This is a genomic window from Cryobacterium sp. 10I5, from assembly GCF_035019865.1.
GTDB lineage: Bacteria > Actinomycetota > Actinomycetes > Actinomycetales > Microbacteriaceae > Cryobacterium > Cryobacterium breve_A.
In genome coordinates, this window is the sequence record NZ_JASJVI010000107.1 from 1 (window position 1) to 9,807 (window position 9,807).

A 9,807-nucleotide genomic window follows, 5' to 3' on the forward strand; every position below is an offset into this window, starting at 1 on the left:
ACCCCATCCCGCCCGGTTTGAGGAGCGCCAGTGCAAGGTAGAAGACGAACAGCGCTGCCATTCCGGTGAAGGATCGCCCGAGGGTGCTGAAATCACCGAACGCGAGTGCAGCCGTGGTCAGGAGCACCGACGCAACCAGGTAGGAAGGCAACACTATGCTATTCGGCAGCCTGTGGGTGTCGACGTCGATGAGTGCGAGCGCGACCGATATCGAGGCGAAATAGAGGAAGGCGATGGTCACAACTATCGTCCCGGCAACCTGCCCGGTGTCACCCGATTCGAACGCGACGGCGACCGCGGGCAGGAACACTGCACTGGATGCCGCGAACAAGAGGGCAGTTCCCAACTCGACGAGCGGATACCGGGCGGAGATGCGGGTGGCGCAATCGCGGCACCGTCCTCGAAGCACAAGCCACGAGATGAGCGGGACATTGTCCATGCCTCGGATGCCTGCACCGCAGCTAGGGCACGCGCTCGGAGGGCTGACAATGGACAGTCCCTTCGGAACTCTGTACACAACCACGTTCAGGAAGGAGCCGATGAGAGCTCCGAACACCCCCGCAATCGCAGCAGTCACATCAACCACCCGTTTGGATGTTGCGCGTCGATACGACCTGGCGATTGAGGGTGGACGTGGCACCGGTCGTTCCCGACCCGGTTGTCATGTTGTAGCCGGGCAGACCCACTGGCACAAATCCGACTGTCGCACCGCCATCGAGTTGGGCCTGTCCCACGTACATCTGTCCGTTGAACGTGACCCCGCTGCTCACGACCAGCCGGCACGGCGTATAGATCATCACGGCGAGGCTCGTGAATTGTGGATTGCCGTCGAGGTAGATCGACTGGTTCGCCAGGCTATTGCTCGGACACATGGTGTTCGTCGGAGTTCCATCCATGGTGGTGTCCTCCGTGATCAGCCAGAGTCTCCCTCCTGCGGCGGCAGTCGATTTGAAACCGCCGCTAGCTGTCACTGAGATCTTCTTGGCAAAGACAGCGAGATCGGCGGGGAAGCTGACGATGTCGCTTCCGTTGATCACAATGCCGTTGGTGCACCCTCTGCCGTCAAGCACGGCCGGTCCGGTGATTCCCGCGAGTGCTGTGGTGATCGCAGCTGTGTTGCACGTCGCGCCACTGACAACGCGCACGGGCCAGGCAGGCCAGGCCGTCGCGTCGTACTTGAAATCGATCCACGTAGGAACCGTCGGCATAACCGGCGTCGCGTACGGTGACGCACCGGGGCCCGCGGCGATGGTGGTCTGCGACCCCACAGAACCGCGTGTCGGATTGACGATGGATTTCGCGGTCAGTCCACCGGTGATCGCCGATCCCCAGTCGCGGGTCGCTGTGCCGTATACCCATGCACTTCCGCTGATCTTGCCCCCGCTGTTGAAGGTGAGACTCTGTGACGTGGAGTTACCGTTGATGTAGGACGAACCGCCGCTCAGGCTCAGGCCGCTGGCGGACCAGACGCCGCCGCCCACGGTCCCGCTGTTTATCGACACGCCGTTGGCGACGAGGTTACCGCCGACTACCACACCGCCGGAAATGGCCGCAGACCCGGCAGACCACACGCTGCCCGTGATGCTGCAGCTGCCGGAAAGTGTCACCGATCCGGTAGCGACGACCAGGTCCTTTGCCCCGGATGATGCGCCGCTGCAGGCGACATCGCCCGACGCGACCATGACGCTCGGGCTCGATCCGGCGATCGATACGAGTGTCCCGGAGGCGCCGAATCCACTCGAGGAGTTCGAGTAGACGGCGGGACCAGTCCCACCCACGGATGAAGCTCCAGCGCTCGGCCCAAGAATGGTCTCGACAGAGGCCGAGTCATACGCGGTGCGGCCCTGGACTCCCTTGTCGGCCGCGGCGCCCTGTGAGACGATCCGAACCTGGGTCGTATTGTCGACAGGGCAGCCGAGGTCCCAGCCGCCCGTTCCGTTCGGCTTGTAGATCTTGGCTGAAAAAACCGGAGTTGTGCCTGCCGCGTTGGAATACACGCCGCCGACCGCCGAACAGGTATTGGATCCACTCACCATGTTCATCCCGACGCTTGCCGCAGCGACACCCGCTTGCGCCGCCGACTGCGACTGGACATCGGCCCTGGATGCCGATGTCGTTCCGAAACCATAGATCGCCGAGGCCGCCATCAGGGCCAGCAGAAGTGCGCATGCAGCGGTGAGACTGACGACGGCGATGAGGGCGACGCCTTCGTCGTTGCTGGATCCCGAATTTCGCTTCAATAACATGTTCCCGTCCCTGCCACTCCGGTTTTCATGAGCACTGTCGTCGTGAGCGCGACGGGGACGCCTCCGGACACCATGACCGCGAGATTGAGGTCAAGTTGTGAAGCCCCCGAGAGAGTGAAGATCTGATTGCCAGCCGTAGGGAGCACGTTCGACGCAAGGACTGTCCAGGCGGCGAGTTGTGCCGACGATGGCAGGACTATTTTGGTCCCATCCGCGGTCGCCGTGGTTCGGATGTCTCTGTTGGCAGCCGAGTAGTACCACCCGTTGCATTTCCAGACCACAGTGGACCCCGGGCCGGCGGTACGGGCGATAAGGAGGCTGTCGCTGCCGGAGGTGAGGATGGTGAATTCCGAGGCGTTAGTGATGCCCCGCTCGATGGAACGCGCGACCGCCTGGGCGGTATCTGTCGCCTGAGTTCCTGTGGTGACGGTCGATTGCGCCTTAGACGTTGAGATGAAGAGGCCACCCGCGACCGCGAGGATGAGTACCGTGAGCACCATGGCGACCATGAGCTCGATGAGCGTGAGTCCGCTCTGCCCCTGGACCAGCCGGCGAATGGTGCGGTTCATGATGCGGCCGCAACGAACAGCAAGGTGACGCCCGTCACAGGCTTGACGCCGTTGATGGTGACTTGCACGGACACTCTCGCCGTTCCGGGGTAGCTGCTGGGGCACGTGATCGTCGCCCGGGACGGTTGGAAGACGGTGCCGTTGTCCGGCTTCGGGGGGAGGGTCTCCCCAGCCCAGGCTTGGAGGGCGGTGCACGTCTGGGTGACCGCTCGTGCCGATTCCAGCTGTTGATTGACCAGACCGGTGGCCTCCGACATGCTCGCATTCGTCGTCGTGGCCTTCAGGAAGCCGATCGCCGATGGAAGCAGGGCAAGCGCGAGGATGGCAAGAAGGAAGATCGCGACAACGACCTCGATGAGGGTGACTCCCTCCTCGTGTGCGTCCGATACCCGCCTGGCCATCGTCCGCCTCGCCTTCGTTACCACCAGGAGTTCATGAAACGATCGCCCTGGAGCCGACCGTGCACATTTGGCCGGTGAGACAGGAATCCCTTGGGATTCCCGTCTCACCGGCCAAGCCAGCGTCTGGCTACGAGCAGGCTGTCGTTGACGGCTGGGTAGTCGCGGTGATGTAGAAGACGGCGGTGGAGGCGCTCGTCGACGACAGGCAGAAGTCAGTCACGGTGGCCGCGCGTACGACGGCCGAGGCTGCGCCGGGACTCGTAACCCATCCGTAGCTAGCGAGGAGGCCGGCTGCGGTCCCCGTCGCCGGAGTCGTGGCGCCTGGGGTTTGCGTCCAATAGGCGATCAGGGCGGTCTTGTTCGCGGTGAGGTCACTCTTCGAGGAAGCGTCCTTGGCGCCGTTCTGGACACCCAGGTACACGGGGATGGCGATGGCTGCGAGGATGCCGATGATGATCACGACGACGAGAAGCTCGATCAGGGTGAAACCCTTTTCGTTGGATTCCGGGTCGTTCCGGCGGCGGTTGAGGGCGGCGAGGCTACGAGCTAGCACTGTGTATTCCATTCGTTTGGTATCAGCGAACCGGCCGTCGGTCGATCGGACTTCTATAATATTTGCAGGTTATTAACAGCTGCGACCCAAGAAAGAGGGGTATTTTACCGATCCCCCACCCCCAGTGCTGGGGTATGGCTTCTTTTCGAATTTTGTATACAATGTGGTGCCGCGGCACTCGCCGGCTCTGCGGCTATTTGATGGCACTCGCGATGCTGAAGATCGGCATGTAGAGCGCGATGACCATGCCACCGATGATGACGCCCAGGAACGCGATCATCAGCGGCTCGATGGCCGCGGTAAGCTGCTCGGTCGACGACTCGACCTCCTGGTCGTAGAAGTCCGCGATCTTGTTCAGCATTGTCTCCAGCGAACCGGCGTCCTCGCCGACAGCGATCATCTGGGTGACCATCGGCGGGAAGACCGGCTGGGCCAAAAGGGGAGCCGAGATCGACTGGCCCTCGCGCACGGAGTCGGCCACCTTGGCGAGGGCATCCTGGACGACCCAGTTTCCCGAGGTCTCACCGACGATCTTGAGGGCCTGCAGAATAGGAACGCCGGCGCCGATCATGTTGGCGAAGTTGCGGGCGAATCGGGCGACGGCGATCTTCTTGAGTAGGGAGCCGAACACGGGCAGCTTGAGCCTGACCGGGTCCACGACCCGGCGCACCCGGTCGAGGTTCTTGTTCTTCTTCCACCAAATGCTGAATACTACGATGGCCACGACGAGAATGGGGCCCACGACGACCATCGAGTGCGACAGGTTGACCAGGATCATCGTCGGAACCGGTAGTCCGCTGCCCAGGCCCTTGAACATGTCCTCGAAGATCGGCACGATGAAGATGAGCATGATCATCACGGACGCGAGCGACATGAGGAGCACGATCACCGGGTAGGTCATCGCCGACTTGATGGTCCCTCGTAGCTTGACCTCCTTCTCGAAGTTGTCCGCGATCGATTCGAGTGCCCGGTCGAGGAAACCGCCGGTCTCCCCGGCCCGCACCATGTTGATCATGATCGGCGGGAACTCCCGACTGTGCTTGCCGAAGGCAGTGGAGATCGAGATTCCGGTCTCCACATCGTCTCGCACCTGGGAGAGGATCTTGGCGAGCGGCTTGCTTTCGGTCTGTTCGGCCAGGATATTGAGCGTGCGCAGCAGGGACAGTCCCGAGCCGATCATCGTGGCCATCTGGCGGCTCATGATCGCGAGGTCTTTGAGGCCGACACCCTTGCTGAATCCCGAAATGGAGATCTCTCGATTGAGGCCTGTGCCCTCACCGGACTCCTTGATTGAAAGCGGGGAGATTCCCAGAGCGCCCAAGCGACTCACGACAGCCGCCTCGCTGGAGGCGTCCAGTTTGCCCTTGACGGTCTTGCCGCTCTTGTCGCGGCCGACGTAGGCCCAGGCTTGTGCGGTGGACATCAGCGCTGCGGAGTCGAGTAGTTGTCGCCCTGGCCTGCGTCGTCCGTCGTCCCCCAGGAGATGTCCGCCGCGCTGGTGGTGCGCTTGATCAGCTGCTGCAGACTGTCGACATCGTGCGCCTTGTCGATGGCTGCCTGACGAGTGATCTGACCGGCATCCACGAGTTCAGCGAGGTGCTGGTCCATCGTGTGCATGCCGTCGGCGGCGCCCGACTGCATCATGGACGCGATCTGGTGGGTCTTGCCCTCGCGGATCAGGTTCGCGATGGCCGGCGTCGTGACAAGGATCTCGGTGGCAACCACCCGACCCCGGTGATTCGCCCGCTTGACCAGGGTCTGGCAGACCACGCCGCGCAGGGTCGCCGCGAGCTGCGTGCGAATCTGGCCCTGCTGATGCGGCGGGAACACATCGATCATGCGGTCGATGGTCTGGGCGGCATCCTGGGTGTGGAGGGTCGCGAAGACGAGGTGGCCGGTCTCGGCGGCGGTCAAGGCCACGGAGATGGTCTCGAGGTCGCGGAGCTCGCCGATCAGGATGATGTCGGGGTCCTGACGCAGCACGTGCTTGAGCGCGGCGGCGAAGCTCTTGGTGTCGTGCCCGACCTCGCGCTGGTTGACAAGCGACTTCTTGTGCTTGTGCAGGAACTCGATCGGGTCCTCGACGGTGACGATGTGATCGGGGCGGGTGGCGTTGGCGAGGTCGACCATGGCGGCGAGCGTCGTGGACTTGCCCGAACCGGTGGGACCGGTGACCAGGACCAGGCCACGCGGCATCAGGGAGAACTTGCCTACGGACTCGGGCACGCCGAGTTCCTTGAGCGGCTTGATCTCGCGCGGGATGAGACGGAATGCCGCGCCGATCGAGTTGCGCTGGTGGTAGAAATTCACCCGGAACCGGGCGCCGGCTGCGGTGTAGGCGAAGTCGAGCTCGCGGTCGTCTTCGAATCGGGCCAGATCGGCGGGCGAAATGATGCTGTGCAGTGCCGTCCTGACCTTGTCTGGCATCCAGGCCGACAGTCCTTCGATGGGTCGCAGGGCTCCGTCGATACGAATGGTAGGCGGCGCTCCGACGGTGATGTGCAGGTCGGATGCCTCGAGCTCAAGAACCAGGCTGAGCGCGTCGATCAGGTCGGGGTCGGCCTGACGACCGTCGGGGCCGATGTGCACGGGGGCGCGACCGCGCACCCCCTCGGTGGACGCGTCGGGCTCAGCGACAATCGCCGCGCGTCGACCGGAACCGGTCGGTCGCACACTGGGCGTAAGGTCGAAGAGTTCGGTGGTGGGCGTATCCGAAGGCGGCGCGATCTCGAAGGGCGACATGGCGGTGGGCGCGAAGTCGCCCCGGGTAGCTTCGAATACCCACGGGTCGGCGTGCGAGCGCGCAGGCAATGATTCGGCGGGGGTCAGCCGCGTCGCGGGCTGGGGTGCGGGGGCATCCGTCAGGTCGGCGTCCTCGAGATCCTGGTCGGCTGCAACGGGCGCGACCTGCCACGTGTCTGCGAACGTCGGCGCGGCCCCGAGAGCACCCGGTCCGGTCTCGGGGTACATGGATGCAGTGCGGCGTTCGCTGCGGCGCTCGAAGCCGTGGCCGCCGGTAGCGCCGTATTCGGAACCGGCACGCTCAGCGGTTAGATCGTCCGAGGCCTTGCGCAGGAGCGCCGCGCGCTCCTGCGCGGCGACTTCGGCCTCGGTGAGTTGGCCGGGGCTCGCGGCGATCTGATCCCACCAGGAGACATCAGCTCCGGGCTCAACAGGGGGACCTTCCTTTGGCCTGTCCATGCGTTCTTTCCTTTCGGCATGCGACGAGCGCTATGCAACGACTCGCAGAATCTCTTCGATTGAGGTCAGGCCCATGCGGACCTTCTCCCAGCCGTCATCGCGGAGGGAAATCATTCCTTCCGCCCGGGCGGCCCGGCCGATGTCCGCGCTCGAGGCGCGGTCGACGGCGAGCCGTTCGATGTTCTCGGAGACCGTCATGACCTCGTGCACGGCGAGCCGGCCTCGGTAGCCGGTCTTCGAGCAGTTCTGGCAGCCGATCGGCTGGTAAAGCACCGGCAACGGCTGGGTCGGGTCGAACCCGAATCTCAGCTGGTTGAGGCGCTCGACGGTGACTTCGGCGGGGGCCTTGCAGCGGTCGCAGAGGCGGCGGGCGAGGCGCTGGGCGACAACGCAGTCGAGGGCAGAACCGACGAGGAAGGGCTCGATGCCCATCTCGGTGAGGCGCGTGATCGCGCTCGGGGCGTCGTTGGTGTGCAGGGTCGAAAGCACGAGGTGGCCGGTGAGCGAGGCTTCGATCGCGATCTGCGCGGTCTCGTGGTCGCGGATCTCGCCGAGGAGCACGACGTCGGGGTCGCTGCGGAGGATGGACCGCAGCGCGCTCGCGAAGGTGAGCCCCGCTTTCGGGTTCACCTGCACCTGGTTGATGTCTTTCATCCGGTACTCGACCGGGTCCTCGACCGTGATCACATTGATCTCCGGGCGGGCGACCGAGTTGAGCGTGGTGTACAGGGTGGTCGACTTGCCGGACCCGGTCGGGCCCGTGACGAGGATCATCCCGTAGGGCTTCGTATACGACTTCTTGTACGCCTCGTAGTTGTGCTCGAGCAGGTTCAGGGCGTGCAAATCCATCGTCGTCGAGGAGTTGTCGAGGATTCGCATGACGATCTTCTCGCCCCACACTGTGGGCAAGGTCGCGACGCGGAGGTCGATCTGCCGGCCGCCGTGGCTGACCGACATGCGGCCGTCCTGGGGCTTCCGACGCTCGGCGATGTCGATGTCGCTCATGATCTTGAGGCGCGAGATGACGCCGTTCTGGATGCTCTTCGGCGCCCTCTGCATCTCGTGCAGCACCCCGTCGATGCGGTACCGCACCCGCAGGTTGTGCTCGGCGGGCTCGATGTGGATGTCGGAGGCCTTGTCCTGGATCGCCTGGCTCACCAGCAGGTTGACAAAGCGCACGATCGGGGCGTCGTCGTCGATGGAGTCCGAGACCCCGAACGCCGAGGGGGCTTCGACGCTGGCCTGTTCGTCCTCCATCGTGGTAGTGAGGTTGCTGAGCTCGTCGTCGGCGCGGTGGTAGCGGGCGATCGCCGCGAGCAGGTCGCCCTTCTCGGCGACGACGGGGATGACCCGCATCCGTGCGGACTCGCGCACGTCGTCGACCGCGAAAACGTCCCCGGGGTCGACCATGGCCAGAACGAGCCGGCCACCCTCGATGGCGATCGGCAGCACCTGGTGCCTGCGGCACATTACCGGGGTGACAAGGGCGACGGCCGTCCGGTCCACGGGGAAGTCGATGAGCTCAACGAAGGCGAGTCCGGCCTGCTCGGCACGGGCCCTGGCGAACTGGGCCTCGGTGATCACCCCGGAGTCGACGAGTGCACGCACGGCGCTTTCGTCGGCCGGGTCACCGGCCATCAGGGTGTCAAGGCTCTCGATCGGCAGTAGCCCGTGCAGGATCAGAATCTCGGTCAGTGAAGCCACGCGATCCTCCCCCGCCGGCTGAAGCTGCAGAGAACCGCGAGCGCACGCAGCGTACAAATCGATCCGCGCTCGGGAAAAAGTGGTGACTACCAACGGTAACTCGCATTGAGCGTGAGCGCAGACCCACAATCAGGGGGTACGGAGCCGTCCGACCGGCGAAACCGTCAGCATCCGGGAACCCGTGGACTCGACGACGAGGGAAGCGACGTCGTCGCGGCCGGGCGGGAGGAGCCGCGCGGTGAGGCGACCGGCGTCGAGCAGATCGAGCTGGCCGGCGACGATGTCCGCGACCGCGGCGAGCGCCTCGGGGGGCCGGCCGCCGGAGTCGTCGAGCAGGGTGACGTCGACGCCGCGGAGCCGTGCGGCGCGGGCGGCGGTGATCACGGGTTCGACGAAGAGCGTCCTGGCCCGGATGGCGTCGCGCAGGGTGGCCTCGACGATGAGGCACTCGGCGCGGAGCGGCGGGTCGAGGTCCTCCCCGCCCGCGAGGCGCTCCAGGGCAGGCCGGGCGAGGCCGTTGACCCGGGCGAGTTCCGTTTCCCGTTCGGTGAGGGCGGCCACGTCGCTCGCGGTGGCCGCGATCGACACCGCACGCTCCCGGTTGAGCACGGCGAGGGTGCGGGTCGAACGGGTGAGCCCGACGGCGAAGACCGCGCCGGCGAGCAGGGTGGCGGCGTGACGCACGACGAGGGTGAGGCCGTCGGCGACGCCCAGGCCGTTAAGCAGCGCCCAGCCGAGCCCGACCGCGACGAGCAGGCCGTAGCCGGCCCAGGCCGGACCGGGCCGCCCGCGGGTGGCGAGCAGGACGAGCAGAAGGGTGACCGCGCCGAACGCCCAGTGCGCGAACGGTTGGGCGGATGCCGGGGCGACGGCGACCGAGGCGAGCGCGGCCCCGGCTGTGGCGATCAGGATCACCGTGAGGGGCGCCCACCGGGGAATCGGGTCGGGGACGACGGCCAGGAGCCACACCGCGGCGACGACGATCAGCAGCAGGCCGAACGCCGTGAGGGGCCGGGTGTCAACGGGCCCGGGGTCTCCGAAGGCGAGCAGAAGGTGCACGGCGGCGAAGACGGCGAGGAGGACGAGGGCGAGGCTGCGTGGCAGGGTCACGAGCAGGGGGATGGGCGCGGGCG

General features: G+C 65.4%; 9 protein-coding genes. All 9 read right to left on the minus strand.

The window, feature by feature from the left end:
* Nucleotides 1-577, minus strand: a 577-nt coding sequence (locus tag QN350_RS17555) for a prepilin peptidase (RefSeq protein ID WP_416347743.1), incomplete at its 3' end; no start/stop codon positions are given.
* A 1-nt stretch (nt 578) separates the two neighbouring features.
* The gene (locus QN350_RS17560) at nt 579-2,246 is read right to left on the minus strand and encodes a hypothetical protein (RefSeq protein ID WP_322138023.1); all 1,668 of its coding nucleotides are present in this window, start codon (nt 2,244-2,246) and stop codon (nt 579-581) included.
* On the minus strand, nt 2,237-2,815 hold the full coding sequence (locus QN350_RS17565) for a PulJ/GspJ family protein (RefSeq protein ID WP_322138024.1): 579 nt from the start codon (nt 2,813-2,815) through the stop codon (nt 2,237-2,239). Before QN350_RS17565 ends, QN350_RS17560 begins: the two co-directional genes overlap by 10 nt.
* On the minus strand, nt 2,812-3,216 hold the full coding sequence (locus QN350_RS17570) for a prepilin-type N-terminal cleavage/methylation domain-containing protein (RefSeq protein ID WP_322138025.1): 405 nt from the start codon (nt 3,214-3,216) through the stop codon (nt 2,812-2,814). The genes QN350_RS17565 and QN350_RS17570 overlap by 4 nt, the downstream gene beginning before the upstream one ends.
* 127 nt (nt 3,217-3,343) lie before the next feature.
* Nucleotides 3,344-3,781 carry a prepilin-type N-terminal cleavage/methylation domain-containing protein gene (locus tag QN350_RS17575; protein ID WP_322138026.1) on the minus strand — a complete coding sequence of 146 codons (438 nt, stop codon included), beginning with the start codon at nt 3,779-3,781 and terminating at the stop codon, nt 3,344-3,346.
* A gap of 181 nt (nt 3,782-3,962) precedes the next feature.
* Complete coding sequence (locus tag QN350_RS17580; RefSeq protein WP_322138027.1) at nt 3,963-5,192, minus strand: type II secretion system F family protein; 1,230 nt, start codon at nt 5,190-5,192, stop codon at nt 3,963-3,965.
* A complete protein-coding gene (locus tag QN350_RS17585) occupies nt 5,192-6,970 on the minus strand; it encodes a PilT/PilU family type 4a pilus ATPase (RefSeq protein WP_322138028.1) in 1,779 nt (592 codons plus the stop codon). The genes QN350_RS17580 and QN350_RS17585 overlap by 1 nt, the downstream gene beginning before the upstream one ends.
* A 30-nt stretch (nt 6,971-7,000) precedes the next feature.
* Nucleotides 7,001-8,674: a GspE/PulE family protein gene (locus QN350_RS17590; RefSeq protein ID WP_322138029.1), complete on the minus strand. Its 1,674-nt coding sequence runs from the start codon at nt 8,672-8,674 to the stop codon at nt 7,001-7,003.
* A 129-nt stretch (nt 8,675-8,803) separates the two neighbouring features.
* On the minus strand, nt 8,804-9,807 hold a 1,004-nt coding region (locus tag QN350_RS17595; protein WP_323516972.1), incomplete at its 5' end, for a hypothetical protein.

What these genes read in the sequence shown, in the direction of transcription:
- QN350_RS17565 (WP_322138024.1), bottom strand. Translation starts at nt 2,815, where the DNA reads ATGAACCGCACCATTCGCCGGCTGGTCCAGGGGCAGAGCGGACTCACG.
- QN350_RS17585 (WP_322138028.1), bottom strand. Translation starts at nt 6,970, where the DNA reads ATGGACAGGCCAAAGGAAGGTCCCCCTGTTGAGCCCGGAGCTGATGTC.
- QN350_RS17570 (WP_322138025.1), bottom strand. Translation starts at nt 3,216, where the DNA reads ATGGCCAGGCGGGTATCGGACGCACACGAGGAGGGAGTCACCCTCATC.
- QN350_RS17580 (WP_322138027.1), bottom strand. Translation starts at nt 5,192, where the DNA reads ATGTCCACCGCACAAGCCTGGGCCTACGTCGGCCGCGACAAGAGCGGC.
- QN350_RS17560 (WP_322138023.1), bottom strand. Translation starts at nt 2,246, where the DNA reads ATGTTATTGAAGCGAAATTCGGGATCCAGCAACGACGAAGGCGTCGCC.
- QN350_RS17575 (WP_322138026.1), bottom strand. Translation starts at nt 3,781, where the DNA reads ATGGAATACACAGTGCTAGCTCGTAGCCTCGCCGCCCTCAACCGCCGC.